Here is a 17,042-nt window from a genome sequence, read left to right as displayed (position 1 = left end):
GATGCAGTGTAGACCGCTTCATTCTTGGCGCTTGGCCGCCTGGCTGACGAGTTAATCGTTGTTAATTTTGCCAGCTGCAGCATTGAAAAACGTCGAAAAAAGACAGCACAGACGTGCAATCCCGATGGCTGTGCGCGTGGTTATCTGGCTTATTGCTAACCGTTTGGATATCGCCATGAACCGCAACGACCTGCGCCGCGTCGACATGAACCTACTGGTGATTTTTGAAGCGCTGATGTTCGAAAAGAACCTGACCCGGGTCGCCGAAAAGCTGTTTATGGGCCAGCCGGCGGTGAGCGCGGCGTTGGGGCGCTTGCGTGACTTGTTCGACGACCCGTTGCTGCTGCGCAACGGGCGGGGCATGGAACCTACGGCCCGCGCCGTGGCGATACTCAAGGAGTTGCAACCGGCCATGGACACCATTTCAAGCGCGGTCAGCCGCGCCAAGGATTTCGACCCTTCCACTAGTTGCGCGGTATTTCGCATTGGCCTGTCTGACGACGCCGAGTTCGGCCTGTTTCCGCCCTTGCTCAGCCAGCTGCGCGAAGAGGCACCCGGCATTATCGTGGTGGTTCGCCGGGCCAATTACCTGTTGATGTCGTCGCTGTTGGCCAGCGGCGAGATCACGGTGGGGGTGAGCTACATCACGGAATTGCCGGCGAACGCCAAGCGCAAGAAACTGCGGGATATTCCGTGCAAGGTACTGCGTGGTGATGACGGCATAGCGCCGTTGACCCTGGATGATTACTGCGAACGGCCCCATGCGATGGTGTCGTTTTCGGGGGACTTGAGCGGCAATATCGACCAGGACCTGGCGCGCATCGGCCGGGCGCGGCGGGTGGTGTTGGCAGTGCCGCAGTTCAGCGGGTTGCGCGCGTTGCTGGCCGGCACGCAGATCATTGCGACTGTGCCCGACTATGCCGCGTGTGCGTTGACCGAAGGCACCGCGTTACGCGCCGAAGACCCACCGTTTGCGATCGATGCGGCGGAGTTGTCGATGGTGTGGAGCGGGGTGCATGACAACGATCCGGCGGAGCGTTGGTTGCGGGGGCGAATTGCGGAGCATATGGCGCGGCAGCTTTGAGGGGCAGCCACCCCATACGTCATCCAACGTATTCCCCGATTTAGCTGGCCCCCTGAGACTGGATTGAACGCACCCCGTCATCCGTCCAGGAGCCAGCCCATGACCGAAACGCTGATCAAAGTCGACCTCAACCAGCCCGTCACCGAAAACGAAAACATCCATAACCGCTGGCACCCGGATATCCCGATGGCCTGCTGGGTGAAGCCGGGCGACGATTTCATCCTGGAGACCTACGACTGGACCGCCGGCGCGATCAAGAACAACGACGACGCCAGCGATGTGCGCGATGTGGACCTGTCCACCGTGCATTACCTGTCGGGCCCGGTGGGCGTGCACGGTGCCGAGCCGGGTGACCTGCTGGTGGTGGATTTGCTCGATATCGGTGCCAAGGCCGATTCCCAGTGGGGCTTCAACGGCTTTTTCTCGCGGCAGAATGGCGGCGGTTTCCTCACCGATCATTTCCCCAGCGCGCAAAAAGCGATCTGGGATTTCAAGGGCATGTTCACCAGTTCGCGGCACATTCCGGGGGTGAATTTCGCCGGTCTGATCCACCCCGGCCTGATCGGCTGCCTGCCCGACCCAGTGATGCTTGCCGATTGGAACCGCCGCGAACAGGAACTGATCGACACCAACCCCACCCGCGTTCCGCCGTTGGCCAACGCACCGCTGGCCGCCACTGCGCACATGGGCAAGCTCAAGGGCCAGGCCCGTGACGCTGCCGCCGCCACCGGCGCACGCACCGTGCCGCCGCGTGAGCACGGCGGCAACTGCGATATCAAGGATTTGTCCCGGGGTTCGAAGATCTTCTTCCCGGTGTATGTCAACGGCGCGGGACTGTCGGTAGGCGACCTGCACTTCAGCCAGGGCGACGGCGAAATCACCTTTTGCGGCGCCATCGAAATGGCCGGCTGGGTGCACATGAAAGTCGAGTTGATCAAGGGTGGCATGGCCAAGTACGGCATCAAGAACCCGGTGTTCAAGCCAAGCCCGATCACGCCGAACTACAAGAACTACCTGATCTTCGAAGGCATCTCGGTGGACGAGCAGGGCCAGCAGCACTACCTGGACGTCAACGTCGCCTACCGCCAGGCGTGTCTGAATGCGATCAACTACCTGACCAAGTTCGGCTACTCGCCGGCCCAGGGCTATGCGCTGCTCGGCTCGGCGCCGGTGCAAGGGCATATCAGCGGCGTGGTGGACATCCCCAACGCCTGCGCGACCTTGTGGTTGCCCACGGAAATCTTCGAGTTCGACATCAACCCCAACGCCAACGGCCCGACCAAATTCCTCGACGGCAGCATCGACCTGCCCATCGCCCCGGACCTCTAGCCATGCCGACCTACGAATACGCCTGCGTGGCGTGCGGCACTTTCACCCTGCTGCGCCCGATCGCCCAGCGCCACGAACCGAGCCAATGCCCTTACTGCGCGGGGGCAGGCGGGCAGCTCATGGTGTCGGCCCCGGCGCTGCAAACGCTTTCAGCCAACCAGCGCAAGGCCATCGCCGGCAACGAACGTAGCGCCCATGCGCCGCAAACCGTTGGCGAATACCAGGAGAACCGTCGACATCCGGCGGGATGCAGTTGCTGCGGCACCAGCAAAAAGGTGGTGCCGAGCAAGGCCAACCCGCTGGGCCTCAAGACCAGGACCGGGCCACGGCCGTGGATGATCAGTCACTAGGAGCGTTGTTATGCGTCATGGCGACATTTCCAGCAGCCCGGACACCGTCGGTGTCGCGGTGGTGAACTACAAGATGCCGCGCCTGCACAGCAAGGCCGAGGTCATCGAAAACGCGAAGAAGATTGCCGAGATTATCGTCGGCATGAAGCAGGGCCTGCCGGGCATGGACCTGGTGGTGTTCCCGGAATACAGCACCATGGGCATCATGTACGACCACGACGAGATGATGGCCACCGCAGCGAGCATTCCCGGCGAGGAGACCGCGATCTTCTCGGCGGCCTGCCGCCAGGCCAATACGTGGGGCGTTTTTTCGTTGACTGGCGAGCGCCACGAAGAGCATCCGCACAAGGCGCCCTATAACACGCTGGTGCTGATCAACAACCTCGGCGAAATCGTGCAGCGTTATCGCAAGTGCATTCCCTGGTGCCCCATCGAGGGTTGGTACCCCGGTGATCGTACCTATGTGTGCGACGGGCCCAAGGGCATGAAGGTCAGCCTGATCATCTGCGATGACGGCAACTACCCCGAGATCTGGCGCGATTGCGCGATGAAAGGCGCGGAGCTGATCGTGCGCTGCCAGGGCTATATGTACCCGGCCAAGGAGCAGCAGGTGCAGATGTCCAAGAGCATGGCCTGGGCGAATAATTGCTATGTGGCGGTGGCGAATGCGGCGGGGTTCGACGGGGTGTATTCGTACTTCGGCCACTCGGCGATCATCGGGTTTGACGGGCGCACGCTGGGGGAGTGTGGCGAGGAGGAGATGGGAATTCAATACGCCCAGCTGTCGGTGTCGCAGATCCGTGATGCGCGAGCCAACGACCAGTCACAGAACCATCTGTTCAAGCTGTTGCACCGGGGATATACCGGCATGCATGCCTCGGGCGATGGCGATAAGGGCTTGGCCGACTGCCCGTTCGAGTTCTACCGCACCTGGGTGCTGGACGCGCAAAAGGCCCAGGAGAATGTCGAGGCATTCACCCGCAACACCGTGGGCGTCGCCGATTGCCCGGTGGGGCAACTGCCCCATGGTGGCCAAGAAAAAAGCGCGGGGTAGGGCATGCGTTTTACCTTCGAACCGGCCCAGGTCATGGCCTTGCGCAGCCGTATTTTCGGCCAGGACGCTGCGCTGGCGCAGGTTGAAGGCTTGCTCAAGGTGGTCAAGGCCGATATCGGCGAGCGCACCCTGGACTTTCGCAACAGCCTGATCTTCATGACCAGCAATATCGGCGCGCACCAGGCGCGCCGTCATCGCCTGCGGTTCGCCCAGGGTTGGCGCCGCCTGCTGCGGGTGTTTGCGCGGGGCGAAGCGGCCGTGCTGGAAGACGCGCTGCACGCTCACTTCGAACCGGAGTTTCTGAACCGTATCGACCGTATCCTGACGTTCCAGCCCATCGACGCTCAGTGGCTGGAGGCGTTGCTGGAGGTCGAACTCGGCAAACTCAATCAACGCCTGGCGTTGCACCAGCGTTCGTTAACCGTGGATGCGCAGGCGCGGGCGTGGCTGTGCCGCCAGCACGATGTGCGGTTTGGCGCGTGGGCGTTGGGTCGACGTTTGCGGGTGGAATTGGAGCCGGCGATTGCCGAGTGCCTGTTGCACAACGATGCCCAGCGTCTGCGGGCGACGGTGCGTCATGCTTGCTTGGTCGTTGAGCCAGTGAACGGATAAAGCGCAGCAAGATAGGATCCAATTACGGTATAACCCTCGGACGCTTTTGCTATCCGAGGCCCCGTTTTTCATGCAAAGCCCTTTGCAACGCCCGTTGTGGCAGGTCTACCTGATCTTCCTGGCACCGATGGTGCTGTCCAACTTCCTGCAGAGTTTTTCCGGCACGCTCAATGGCATCTATGTCGGGCAAATGCTCGGCACCCAGGCGCTGGCGGCGGTGTCGGGGATGTTCCCCATTGTGTTCTTCTTTATTGCCCTGGTGATTGGCCTGGGCGCGGGCGCGTCGGTGCTGATCGGCCAGGCCTGGGGGGCCCAGGAGACCGGGCTGGTCAAGGCGATTACCGGTGCCACGCTGACCCTGGGTGCGCTGGTGGGCTTGATCGCAGCGGTGCTGGGCAGCCTGTTTGCCCGCCCGGCCTTGCAGGCGTTGGGGACGCCGGTGGACGTGCTCGACGATGCGGTGGGCTATGCCCAAGTGATGATGCTGATCATGCCGCTGTTGTTGGTGTTCATCCTCTATACCCAGCTGCTACGAGGCGTCAGTGACACGATTTCGCCGCTGCTGGCGCTGATGGTTTCGACCGTGGTGGGCTTGCTGCTGACTCCCGCGCTGATTCGCGGCTGGATCGGCCTGCCGCCGATGGGCATCCAGAGCGCGGTGTACGCAGGGTTGGTGGGTAACGCCTTGGCGATGCTGTTTTTGATCCTGCGCCTGCGCCACAAAAACCATGTGATGGCACCGGACCGTGAACTGCTCGCGGCCCTGCGCCTGGACCGCGCGATTCTCGGCAAGGTCCTGCGCATCGGCCTGCCTACCGGCTTACAGATGGTGGTGTTATCGCTGTCGGAATTGGTCATCCTCGCCCTGGTCAACAGCCACGGTTCCCAGGCCACGGCCGCTTATGGCGCGGTGACGCAGATCGTCAACTACGTACAGTTTCCGGCACTGTCGATTGCCATCACTGCCTCGATCCTGGGTGCCCAGGCGATTGGCGCCGGGCGCCTGGAGCGCATCGGGCCGATCCTGCGCACCGGGCTGTTGATCAATATGTGCCTGACCGGTGGCCTGATCCTGCTCGGTTATCTGTTATCCCACTGGCTGCTGGGCCTGTTCATCACCGACGACGCAGCACGGGTCAACGCCGAACACCTGTTGCACATCATGCTGTGGAGCATCCTGGTGTTCGGGTTCCAGGCTGTGATCGGCGGGATCATGCGGGCCAGCGGTGTGGTGCTGATGCCGGTGGCGATCTCGATCTTTTGCGTGCTGTGCGTGGAACTGCCGATGGCTTACCTGTTCAACGCGCACTTCGGCCTGGAAGGGGTCTGGATGGCGTTTCCGGTGACGTACCTGGCGATGCTGGTGTTGCAGACCGCGTATTACCGGTTGGTTTGGCGGCATAAGCAGATCAAGCGGTTGGTGTGATAAATCAAGGAAAGAAGGTTTTTTAGTCATGGCAAACCCCTACGCCGAGTTATTCCATGCCCCGGGCGCCCGGGCTTTTGTATTGGCAGGCATGCTTGCACGCATGCCGATCTCCATGACCGGTATCGGCCTGATCACCATGCTCTCGCAGGTGCATGGCGGCTACGGCCTGGCCGGTTCGGTAGCGGCGGTGTTTGCCCTGGCCACGGCGTTTTGTGCGCCGCAGGTATCACGGCTGGTTGACCGGCACAGCCAGGGCCGGGTGCTGCCGATCGCCGCGCTGATCGGTGGCGGGGCGTTGTTGATGTTGCTGCTGTGCACCCGTTTGCAGGCGCCGAACTGGACGTTGTTCCTGTTCGCCGCCCTGGCCGGTTGCATGCCGAGTATGTCGGCCATGGTCCGGGCGCGCTGGACCGAGTTGTACCGCGGCCAGCCCAAGCTGCAAACCGCGTTTGCCCTGGAATCGGTGCTGGACGAGGTGTGCTTTATCATCGGCCCGCCGATTTCAGTCGGCCTGAGCGTAGTGTTGTTCCCGGAGGCCGGGCCTTTGTTGGCCGCGCTGTTGCTGGCAGTGGGGGTCACCCTCTTTGTGTTGCAACGCGAAACCGAACCACCGGTGCATGAACACCATGACCATCACGGCCGCTGGCTGATCGCGTCGCCTTCGGTGCTGATCCTGATGATTCTGCTGCTGGCCATGGGCGTGATCGTCGGCGTGGTGGATGTGGTCAGCGTGGCCTTTGCCCAGCACCAGGGCCAACCGGCGGCGGCGAGCATTGTGCTGTCGGTGTACGCCATCGGTTCGTGCCTGGCGGGTCTGGCATTTGGCACGCTCAAGCTCAAGGCGCCGTTGCCCAGGCAGTTTCTGTTCTGCGGCGTGGCCACGGCATTGACCACCTTGCCGCTGCTGCTGGTGACCCATATTCCCGGGCTGGCGGCGGCGATCTTTATCTCCGGCCTGTTCTTCGCACCGACGTTGATCGTGTCGATGGCCCTGGTGGAGCAGATCGTCCCGCCGAGCCGCCTGACCGAAGGCATGACCTGGCTGATCACCGGCTTGAGCATCGGTGTGGCCATCGGCGCCGCCAGCTCCGGTTGGATGATCGATCACTTTGGCGCGGCCAGCGGGTTTTGGGTGGCGCTGGCGGCGGGGAGTGTGGTGTTGGGGTCGGCGGTGCTGGGATACCGGCGGTTAGGCTAGTCAGCCAATCGCCGGGCTTGGGTCTGGGCAGTGATGCTGCAAAAACTCATTCAGCGCCTGGCGAGTCAGGTCATTGAGCGTCACTTTTTTACGGGTCGCCGCCAGGGCTGCAGCCAGATGCAAGTCATGCCCGACCCGGACATTAAAAGAACCTTTGCAAGGTTTTTCCGGTGTTTGACCCAGGCTCTGGCAAGTCGCGAGATAGTCGTCCACCGCCTCGCGGAAGGCCGCGTCGAGTTCGGCGACGGTTTTCCCCTCGTAGCTGACCAATGCCTTGATGAACAGGATTTTGCCGAACAGGCAGTCGTCTTCGATGCTGGCCTCGATAGAGCCAATGTAGCCTTTATGTTTCAGTTGGTTGTTCACTGAATCAGGTCTCCTGATTTCAATTGCTCGATGATCTGGCGCCGAATGTAATGTTTCAGTTCATTGCCGGGGTGAGGCTTGTGCAGGGTGATCATTGCACTGGGGTCGCCTATGTCGAACTTGACGCGGCTTCCAGCCCCTTCGATCTGTGTGTAGCCCAGCCGGTGCAGCAGTGTGACGAGCTCGGGCCAGGTAAATGCCATGTGCTGGTTGAGCAGTTTGGCGAGCAGCTTTTCATTTTTGGACACGGCGTTCCCTGCGTGTAACTAAATGTAGTTGCAAAAAGTGGTCTGCGTCAATGCTAGCCCGAGTTCAGGTGTCCTTCCTGAGATTGATGTAACCCTTGATGACACCTCGCTCTGCGTCTCCCACCCCCCGCTAATTTTTCCCTCTCCGGTTCGTTTTATAGGGACGACGTGCCTTTGTGCTTCCCGCCTATTGCTCCGGACTCCAAGAAATGAATGCTGAAGACTCCTTGAAACTTGCTCGCCGGTTTATCGGGTTGCCTCTGGAAAAACGCCAGCTGTTCCTGCAGGCCTTGCAGAAGGAAGGGGTGGATTTTTCGCGGTTTCCGATTCCGGCAGGGGTAGAAGCACAGGATCGCCAGGCGCTGTCCTACGCGCAGCAGCGCATGTGGTTTCTCTGGCAACTGGACCCGGCCAGCGGCGCCTACAACCTGCCGGGCGCGGTGCGGCTTAAGGGCGCGTTGAATTCAAGCGCGATGGAGCACGCGTTCGCCAGCCTGGTAGCGCGCCATGAAACCTTGCGCACGGTGTTCCAGCGCCAGGCCGACGAGCGCCTATTGCAGGTCGCCGTCGAGCCGTCGTTGCTCGTCGAGCAGCTGGATTTCAGCGCCCTGGACACCGCTGCGCGCGAGCAGGCCGTCAACGAGGCCGCGACCCGTCAATCGCTGCTGCCGTTCGACCTGGAGAACGGCCCGCTGCTGCGGGTACAACTGCTCAAGCTGGATGAACAGGAACACGTGCTGCTGCTGACCTTGCACCACATCGTCTCCGATGGCTGGTCGATGAACGTGCTGATCGATGAGTTCATCCGCTTTTACGACGCCCACGAACGCAACGAAGCGCCGCAACTGCCACCGCTACCGATCCAGTACAGCGACTACGCCCTGTGGCAGCGCCGCTGGCTCGAAGCGGGCGAGCAGGCCCGCCAACTGGAGTACTGGCAGGCTCGCCTGGGCGATGAGCACCCGGTATTGGAACTGCCCACCGATCACCCGCGCCCGGCCATGCCCAGCTACCAGGGCACCCGCCATAACTTTGCGATCGACCCGGCGCTGGCCGTGCAACTGCGCAGGTGCGCGCAAAAGCATAACGTCACCCTGTTCATGCTGTTGCTCGGCGCGTTCAACGTGTTGCTGCATCGCTACACCGGCCAGGGCGATATCCGCATCGGCGTGCCCATCGCCAACCGCAACCGCAGTGAAGTCGAAGGGCTGATCGGCTTCTTCGTCAACACCCAGGTGCTGCGCACCGAGCTGACCGGGCAGACCCGCGTCGCTGAACTGCTGCAAGGCATCAAGGAGCACGCCCTCGGCGCCCAGGACCATCAGGAGTTGCCGTTCGAACGCCTCGTGGAAGCCCTCAAGGTCGAGCGCAGCCTGAGCCATACGCCGTTGTTCCAGGTGATGTACAACCACCAGCCGGTCGTGGCTGACATTGCGAGCGTCAGTACCGCCTCCGGCCTTGAGCTGGCGCTGGTGGAGTGGCAAGGCCGCACCACCCAGTTCGACCTGACCCTCGACACCTATGAAAAATCCGGCACGCTGCACGCCGCGCTGACCTATGCCAACGACCTGTTCGATGCCCCGTCCATCGAGCGCATGGCGCGTCACTGGATCAGCCTGTTGCAGGCTATGGTGGCCGATGGCGAACAGCGCGTGGGTGAGTTGCCGATGCTGGCCGCCGACGAGCAACACATGCTGGTTCACGCCTGGAACCAGACCGCCGAGGCGTACCCAACCGAGCGCGGTATTCATCACCTGATCGAAGACCAGGTGCAACGCACGCCAGATGCCCCGGCGCTGGTGTTCGGCGCGACCACATTGACCTACGCCCAACTCGACGCGCGCGCCAACCAACTGGCCCATGCGTTGCGCGAGCAGGGCGTTGGCCCCGATACGCTGGTGGGCATCTGCGTCGAGCGCTCGCTTGAAATGGTGATCGGCCTGTTGGCCATTCTCAAGGCCGGCGGCGCCTACGTGCCGCTGGACCCTGAATACCCCCGGGAACGCCTGGCCTACATGATCGAAGACAGCGGCATCGCGCTGCTGCTCAGCCAGCACAGCCTGCTGTCATTGCTGCCCACCGAAGGCATTCGGGTGGTTGCCCTGGACCAGGTGGCGGGCTGGCTCGACGGCTACAGCAGCGAATCGCCCAAGGTCACTCTTGGCGCGCTGAACCTCGCCTACGTGATCTACACCTCCGGGTCCACCGGCAAACCCAAGGGCGCCGGCAACAGCCATCGCGCGTTGGTCAACCGCCTGTGCTGGATGCAACAGGCCTACGGCCTGGCTGCCAGCGACGCCGTGCTGCAGAAAACCCCGTTCAGCTTTGATGTTTCGGTCTGGGAGTTCTTCTGGCCCCTGATGACCGGCGCACGTTTGGTGGTGGCTGCCCCCGGCGAGCACCGCGAACCGGCGCGCCTGATCGAAACCATCGGCCAGCACGCCATCACTACCTTGCACTTCGTGCCGTCGATGCTCCAGGCGTTTATCCATGAGCCGGGCGTGCAGGCCTGCGCCAGCCTCAAGCGCATCGTATGCAGCGGCGAAGCGTTGCCGCTGGATGCGCAAAACCAGGTATTCACCAAGCTGCCGAACGCCTCCCTGTACAACCTCTACGGTCCGACCGAAGCCGCTATCGACGTCACCCACTGGACCTGCGTCGACGAAGGCGCCGACAGCGTGCCCATCGGCCGCCCGATCGCCAACCTCGGCACCTACGTGCTGGACGCCCAGCTCAACCCGGTGCCGGCCGGCGTATCCGGCGAGCTGTACCTTGGCGGCACCGGGCTGGCGCGCAGTTACCACCGTCGCCCGGCATTAACCGCCGAACGTTTTGTACCGAGCCCGTTCGTTAACGGTGAGCGCCTGTACCGCAGCGGCGACCGCGTGCGCCAACGCGCCGATGGCGTGATCGAATACCTCGGTCGTCTCGACCACCAGGTCAAGCTGCGCGGCTTGCGCATCGAGCTGGGCGAAATCGAAACCCGCCTGATGCAACACCCGTCCGTGCGCGAAGCGGTGGTGCTGGTGCAGGGCGGCAAACAGCTGGTGGCGTACCTCGTACTGGAAGACGAAGCACCGACCGACCTCAAGGCCTGGCTGCTCAGCAGTCTGCCGGAGTACATGGTGCCGACCCATATGGTGCCCCTGGCCAAACTGCCGGTGACCGCCAACGGCAAGCTCGACCGCAAGGCCTTGCCGCTGCCGGATGCCGCGCCGCAACAGGCTTTTATCGCCCCGGAAAATGCCCTGCAAAAAGCCTTGGCGGCGATCTGGAGCGACGTGCTCGGCGTCGAACAGGTCGGCCTGGAAGACAACTTTTTTGAACTGGGCGGCGACTCGATCATCTCGATCCAGGTGGTCAGCCGCGCGCGCCAGGCGGGGATTCGTCTCAGCCCGCGCGACCTGTTTCAGTACCAGAGCGTGCGCAGTCTCGCGCTCGTGGCAAGTTTTGCGCAGGCCACGGTTATCGACCAAGGCCCGGTCACCGGCGAGGTGATCCTGACCCCGGTGCAACAAGGCTTTTTCGAGCAAGCGATCCCGGCGCGTCACCGGTGGAACCAGTCGTTGCTGCTGACCCCGCGCGAGGCGTTGGTGCCTGCACGGCTGGAGGCGGCCTTGACGCGATTGATCAACCATCACGACGCCCTGCGCCTGCGCTTCACGCAGCAGGCTGATGGCTGGCAACAAACCCATGCTGCCCCTGTCACCGAGCCGTCGCTGTGGCAATCTCACGCGACAACCGATGCTGAACTGGCAGCGCTGTGTGATGAGGCTCAACGCAGTCTCGACCTGGAACAAGGCCCGCTGTTGCGCGCGGCGCTGGTCGCCATGGCCGATGGCACTCAACGTTTGCTGTTGGTGGTCCATCACCTGGCAGTGGACGGCGTGTCCTGGCGCATCCTGCTCGAAGACCTGCAACAGGCTTACCGCGGCGCGCCACTGCCGGCCAAGACGAGCGCCTATCAGCACTGGGCGCAACAGTTGCAAACCCATGCGCACACCCTCGACGACCAGCTGCCGTACTGGCAGGCGCAGTCCAGCGACGCCGAGTTGCCGTGTGACCACCCCGAAGGCGGCCTGCAAAACCGCCTGGGCAGCAAGATCGACCTTCGCCTCAACGCCGAGCAAACCCGGCAACTGCTGCAAGACGCGCCGGCGGCCTACCGCACCCAGGTCAACGACGTGTTGCTGACCGCGCTGGCACGCGTGGTCAGCCGCTGGAGTGGTCAAGCGGCAGCGCTGATCCAACTGGAAGGCCATGGCCGCGAAGACCTGTTCGACGCGGTCGACCTGACGCGCACCGTCGGTTGGTTCACCAGCCTGTTTCCGGTGCGTTTGCAAGCCGATGGCGACCTGTCGGCGGCGATCAAATCGGTCAAGGAACAACTGCGCGCCGTGCCCGACAAAGGCCTGGGCTACGGCCTGCTGCGCTACCTTGGCACGCCGCACGCCCGTGATTCCCTCGCCGGCCTGGCCGCGCCGCGCATCACCTTCAACTACCTGGGCCAGTTTGACCGCCAGTTCGACGAATCGGCGCTGTTTGTTCCCTCCACCCAGAGCAGTGGGCAGGCCCAGGACCCGGAGGCGCCGCTGGCCAACTGGCTGACTGTGGAAGGGCAGGTGTACGGCGGTGAACTGGCCCTGCAGTGGGGCTTCAGCCGTGAGATGTTCGACGTGGCGACTGTCCAGCGCCTGGCGGATGATTTCCAGCAGGAACTGCTGGCGCTGATCGCTCATTGCGTCGACCCGAAACATGGCGGCCTGACACCGTCCGACGTGACCCTGGCACATCTGACCCAACCCCAGCTGGAGGACTTGGCACTGCCCGCACGGGAGGTGCAGGACCTGTACCCGCTGTCGCCGATGCAACAGGGCATGCTGTTCCATAGCCTCTACCAGCAGGACGAGGATGACATCTACGTCAGCCAGCTGCGCGCCGATGTGCAGGGGCTGGACGTGGCAGTTTTTCAGCGCGCCTGGGAGCAAGTGCTGGCACGGCATGACATTTTGCGCACCGGGTTTGTCTGGCAGGACGACCAGGGCCAGGCCCTGCAAGTGGTGCATCGCCAGGTCAGCTTGCCGTTCACCGAATACGACTGGCGTGGGCGTCAGGACCTTACCGTTGCCCTCGACAGCCTGGCCGCCGAGTACCATCGCGAGGGCTTCGAGCTGGCGCGTCCGCCGTTGCTGCGGGTGGCGTTGGTACGTACGCGTGAAGACCGCTGGCACTTGATCTATACCAGCCATCACATCCTGATGGATGGCTGGAGTAATGCCCTGGTCCTCAATGAAGTGTTGCAGGCCTGCAAGGGTCAGGCCCTACCGCCGGTTGGCGCGGCGTTTTCCGAGCATATCGCCTGGTTGCAACGGCAGGACCCGGCGTTGGGCGAAGTCTTCTGGCGCCAGCGCCTGGCGCAGTTGGACGAGCCGACGCACCTGGCGCGCAGTGTGGCCAAGAGCACAGCTCACAGTGCCACTGAATATGGTGAAGTCCTCTGTGAGTGGGATGCTATCCAGACTCAGCGCCTGGTGGCCTTCGCCTGTGCACACCAAGTGACGCTCAACACCCTGGTGCAATCGGCGTGGCTGTTGCTGCTGCAGCGCTACACCGGCCAGTCCAGCGTCGCCTGTGGGGTGACGGTATCCGGGCGCCCGGCAGAGCTTGCGAATGTCGAGCAGCAAGTCGGCCTGTTCATCAACACCTTGCCGCTGATTGCCGCCGCCAGCCCGGCGCAAAGCGTCAGCGACTGGGTGCGAAGCGTACAGGCACTGAACCTGGAAATGCGCGAACATGAACACACGCCGCTGTTTGATATCCAGCGCTGGGCCGGTTCTGCCGGCGAGGCGTTATTTGACACGCTGGTCGTGTTCGAAAACTTCCCGGTGGCCAAGACTCTAGAGCAGTCGGGCGAGGGCGGTTTGCGTTTCAGCAGCGTCAGTCATCAGGAGCGCACTAACTACCCGTTGACACTTACCGTGCACGGCGGCGAGCGCCTGAGCCTGCACCTGGAATACCTGCGTGCGGATTTCGCCACTGACACCGTGCAGCACATCGGCGCCTACCTGCAGGGCTTGCTGCAGCACTTTATCCATGCGCCCGAGCAAGCCGTGGGTGCCGTCCCCTTGCTACTGGACCATGAATACACCCGCGTGCTCCAAGACTGGAACCCGCGGGGTGTCGCTCTACCTGCCACGGCCAGCGTATTGCAGCGCTTTGAAGAACAAGCGGCGTTGCACCCGGAAAACATCGCGCTGATCCTGGATCAGCAGCGCATGACCTACGCCGACCTCAACGTGCGCGCCAATCGCCTGGCCCATCGCCTGATCGAGTTGGGCGTCAGCGCCGACACCCTGGTGGGCGTTGCGGTGGACCGCTCCCTGGAGATGATCGTCGGCCTGCTGGCGGTGCTCAAGTCCGGTGGTGCTTATGTGCCGCTGGACCCGAAATACCCAGCCGAGCGCCTTCAATGCATGATCGAGGACAGCGGTCTGCAATTGCTGCTGACCCAGCAGCCGTTGGTGGAGCATCTGCCGATTAGCGAGAACCTGACCCTTGTCTGCCTGGAAACCAGCGCAGACTGGCTGGCCGATTACAGCGCCGAAAACCCCGCGTCGAGGGCGCAGCCGGCCAACCTGGCCTACGTCATGTTCACCTCCGGTTCGACCGGCAGGCCAAAAGGTGTGGGCATCGACCTGGCATCCCTGGCACGGCATGTGGAGGTATTCACCGAACTGTTTGCGCTGAAAGCCGATGACCGAGTGTTGCAATTCGGCACGTTCAACTTCGATGGCTTTGTCGAGCAGCTCTACCCGGCGCTGTGCTGCGGTGCGGCGGTGGTGGTGCGCGGTGGTGAACTGTGGGATAGCGACACCTTCTACCGGCAACTGCTTGAACACGATATTTGCGTGGTCGACCTGACCACTGCCTATTGGCTGTCGCTGGTGCGTGACTTTGCAGGTCTGGGCCCGCGTGACTACGGGCGCTTGCGCCAACTGCACATTGGCGGCGAAGCCATGCCACCCGAAGGTCTCAATGCCTGGCGCGCAGCGGGCTTGCAGCATGTGCGCCTGCTCAACACCTACGGGCCTACCGAAGCCACGGTGACCGCCACCGCCCTGGACTGCGCCGCGTATGTCGATGGCCGTGAAGCCTTGCCGTCGATGATGCCGATTGGCCGAGTGCTGGATGGCCGTGCCATCTACCTGCTGGATGCCAACCTCAACCCGGTGCCAGTAGGTGTCGCCGGCGAGTTGGTGATCGGCGGGCCGTTACTGGCGCGGGGTTACTTCAATCGTCCGGACCTGACGGCCCATCGCTTCATTCCCGATCCCTTCTGCAGCGACGGCACCGGCCGTCTGTACCGCACTGGTGACCTGGCACGCTATCGCGCCGATGGGATGATTGAGTACGTGGGGCGAATCGACCACCAGGTCAAGGTTCGCGGTTTCCGCATCGAATTGGGCGAAATCGAAGCGCGTCTGCTGGCCCAGGCCAGTGTGCGCGAGGCGCTGGTGATCGCCGCGGACAACCAGTTGGTCGGCTACATCGTGGCCAGCCAGTCGTTGTCCCACACCCAGCAAGCCGAGTTGCCCACGCAGCTCAAGACCACGTTGCGCCAAGCGTTGCCGGACTACATGGTGCCGGCGCATTTGCTCCTGCTGGAGCGCCTGCCACTGAGTCCCAACGGCAAGCTGGACCGTGCCGCGCTGCCCAAGCCGGATGTCAACCAATCCCTGGCCGATTGGATTGCACCCGTCACCGAGACCCAGCAACGCGTCGCAGCCATCTGGGCCCAGGTGTTGGGCGCCGAGCGGGTAGGGCTCAACGATCACTTCTTCGAAATGGGTGGACATTCTTTGCTCGCAACGCAGGTGGTGTCGCGGTTGCGTCATGGCCTGGGTATCGAAGTGGCACTCAGGACGCTGTTTGAGCACCCGGTGCTTGGCGATTTTGTCAGCAGTCTGGCCGCCGTGAGCGCTTCAGCGCCGGCAATGGTGGCGGCGGATCGCGATCAGCCGTTGTTGCTGTCCTATGCCCAGGAACGCCAGTGGTTCCTCTGGCAGTTGGACCCGCACAGTTCGGCCTATCATGTGCCCAGCGCGCTGCGCTTGAAAGGCCCGCTGGACCGTTCTGCCCTGCAACGTGCCTTCGATACCCTGGTGGCGCGCCACGACAGTCTGCGCACGCATTTTCAGCAAGAGGCCGACCGCACGGTGCAAGTGGTCAGCCCACAGGCGCGGATCGAACTGGTGTCGGAGCTCACCGATGAAGCGCAGCTCAAATCCAGGGTTGAAGCGCTGGTGGCTCAACCGTTCGATCTGCGCCAGGGGCCGCTGATGCGTGTGAGTCTTCTGCGCCTGGCCAAAGACGAGCATGTGCTGGTCCTGGTGCAACATCACATCATCTCCGACGGTTGGTCGATGCAGGTGATGGTCGATGAGCTGGTGCAGCTCTTTACGGCCTACAGCCAAGGCCAGTCGCTGCAATTGCCGGAGATGCCGATCCAGTATGCCGACTACGCAAGATGGCAGCGCGACTGGATGGAAGCCGGTGAAAAGGCACGCCAGCTCGACTACTGGCGTGAACTGCTCGGTGGCGAGCAACCGGTGCTGGAGTTGCCGTTCGATCAGCAGCGTCCGGCGGTGCCGTCCCATCGCGGTGCGCGCTTGTATATTGCGCTGCCGACCCCACTGCTCGATAGCCTCAAGGTCTTGGCTCAGCGCGAAGGTGTGACACTGTTCATGCTGTTGTTGGCCTCTTACCACGCGTTGTTGCATCGCTACAGCGGCCAGCGGGATATCCGCGTAGGCGTCCCAATCGCCAACCGCAACCGCGTTGAAACCGAACGGCTGATCGGCTTCTTCGTCAACACCCAGGTGCTCAAGGCCGAGATCGACGAGCAGACCAGCGTTGCCCAGTTGCTGCAGCAGGTCAAACAGCGCGCGCTGGAAGCCCAGGCCCATCAGGACCTGCCGTTCGAGCAACTGGTGGAGGCTCTGCAACCTGAACGCAGCCTCAGCTTGAGCCCATTGTTCCAGGTGGTGTTCAACCACCACATCAGCCTGGCCAGCCAGCATTTGCAGCGCCTGGCGCAGTTGGACATGAGCCCGGTGAGCTGGGACGAAAGCGCCGCGCATTTCGACCTGACCCTGGATATCGAGGAGTCTGGTGACCAATTGGGCGCATCGTTGAGCTATGCCACCGACCTGTTCGCCGCGGCGACCATCGAACGCATGGCCGACCACTGGCAGAACCTGTTGCAGGCGATGGTTGCCGACCAACAGCAGCCCATCAGCCAACTGAACCTGCTGGGTCAGGATGAGCAACAACACATCCTTCAACTGTGGAACCAGACCGATGCCGGCTTCT

Annotated in this window: 10 protein-coding genes; 8 read left to right on the top strand and 2 right to left on the bottom strand. The window is 62.7% G+C overall.

Going from position 1 to position 17,042, the window contains the following annotated elements; all coding sequences use genetic code 11:
- Positions 1 to 175: 175 nt before the first annotated feature.
- From ACR52_RS19660 to ACR52_RS19630, 7 genes are all read left to right on the top strand, one after another.
- Positions 176 to 1,084, top strand: coding sequence for a LysR family transcriptional regulator (locus ACR52_RS19660; RefSeq protein WP_048728994.1), 909 nt, complete (start codon positions 176 to 178; stop codon positions 1,082 to 1,084).
- Positions 1,085 to 1,183: 99 nt separating this feature from the next.
- On the top strand, positions 1,184 to 2,413 hold the full coding sequence (fmdA, locus tag ACR52_RS19655; protein ID WP_048728217.1) for a formamidase: 1,230 nt from the start codon (positions 1,184 to 1,186) through the stop codon (positions 2,411 to 2,413).
- A gap of 2 nt (positions 2,414 to 2,415) precedes the next feature.
- On the top strand, positions 2,416 to 2,763 hold the full coding sequence (locus ACR52_RS19650; protein WP_048728214.1) for an FmdB family zinc ribbon protein: 348 nt from the start codon (positions 2,416 to 2,418) through the stop codon (positions 2,761 to 2,763).
- A 10-nt stretch (positions 2,764 to 2,773) separates the two neighbouring features.
- The gene (locus ACR52_RS19645; protein WP_048728211.1) at positions 2,774 to 3,817 is read left to right on the top strand and encodes an aliphatic amidase; all 1,044 of its coding nucleotides are present in this window, start codon (positions 2,774 to 2,776) and stop codon (positions 3,815 to 3,817) included.
- A 3-nt stretch (positions 3,818 to 3,820) separates the two neighbouring features.
- The gene (locus ACR52_RS19640; protein WP_048728208.1) at positions 3,821 to 4,429 is read left to right on the top strand and encodes an AAA family ATPase; all 609 of its coding nucleotides are present in this window, start codon (positions 3,821 to 3,823) and stop codon (positions 4,427 to 4,429) included.
- Positions 4,430 to 4,499: 70 nt separating this feature from the next.
- Positions 4,500 to 5,855, top strand: a complete 1,356-nt coding sequence (locus ACR52_RS19635; RefSeq protein WP_048728205.1) for an MATE family efflux transporter — start codon at positions 4,500 to 4,502, stop codon at positions 5,853 to 5,855.
- Between the two features lie 28 nt (positions 5,856 to 5,883).
- Positions 5,884 to 7,056 (top strand): MFS transporter, encoded by a 1,173-nt coding sequence (locus tag ACR52_RS19630; protein WP_048728201.1) that lies wholly within the window; start codon positions 5,884 to 5,886, stop codon positions 7,054 to 7,056.
- Here ACR52_RS19630 and ACR52_RS19625 read toward each other — a convergent pair whose 3' ends face one another.
- Together ACR52_RS19625 and ACR52_RS19620 are read right to left on the bottom strand one after the other, a co-directional pair.
- Entirely contained in the window at positions 7,057 to 7,422 is a 366-nt protein-coding gene (locus tag ACR52_RS19625; RefSeq protein WP_048728198.1) for a type II toxin-antitoxin system HicB family antitoxin, read from the bottom strand.
- On the bottom strand, positions 7,419 to 7,670 hold the full coding sequence (locus ACR52_RS19620; protein WP_048728195.1) for a type II toxin-antitoxin system HicA family toxin: 252 nt from the start codon (positions 7,668 to 7,670) through the stop codon (positions 7,419 to 7,421). Before ACR52_RS19620 ends, ACR52_RS19625 begins: the two co-directional genes overlap by 4 nt.
- A gap of 209 nt (positions 7,671 to 7,879) precedes the next feature.
- Between ACR52_RS19620 and ACR52_RS19615 the strand changes: the two genes are divergently transcribed.
- The coding region (locus ACR52_RS19615) for a non-ribosomal peptide synthetase (protein WP_048728190.1) at positions 7,880 to 17,042 on the top strand (9,163 nt) is incomplete at its 3' end.

It is taken from the genome of Pseudomonas fildesensis (assembly GCF_001050345.1).
GTDB lineage: Bacteria > Pseudomonadota > Gammaproteobacteria > Pseudomonadales > Pseudomonadaceae > Aquipseudomonas > Aquipseudomonas fildesensis.
This window is presented reverse-complemented; position numbering and strand designations above follow the sequence as displayed.